This is a genomic window from Pseudoalteromonas sp. SIMBA_162 (assembly GCF_046535955.1).
GTDB classification, from domain to species: Bacteria; Pseudomonadota; Gammaproteobacteria; order Enterobacterales; family Alteromonadaceae; genus Pseudoalteromonas; species Pseudoalteromonas marina.
Window position 1 is genome coordinate 1 of record NZ_JAWJBQ010000907.1, and the last position, 248, is coordinate 248.

The 248-nt window shown below is 41.1% G+C and carries 1 rRNA gene; it reads right to left on the reverse strand.

Features of this window, described 5'->3' with window-relative positions:
• Nucleotides 1-71 (reverse strand): 5S ribosomal RNA (gene rrf, locus R0J88_RS22335); the annotation flags it as partial.
• Nucleotides 72-248 lie beyond the last annotated feature (177 nt).

Here is a 248-nt window from a genome sequence, read left to right on the forward strand (position 1 = left end):
TCGGCGCTGTTTCGTTTCACTACTGAGTTCGGCATGGAGTCAGGTGGGTCCAAAACGCTATTGTCACCAAGCAAATTAGGTGCAAAGGACTAATGACAAGCACGTAGTGCTCCCATTTCCTTTGCGCAAGGTGCCTCAATGTTAACGCTACGCGCTAAGAGTCACCTCATAAATTTGGAAAATATCTGATAATATTTTTTAAGTCTTTCTGTCAGTAATATCTACTTTAGTCATTAACTTCTGTCTTA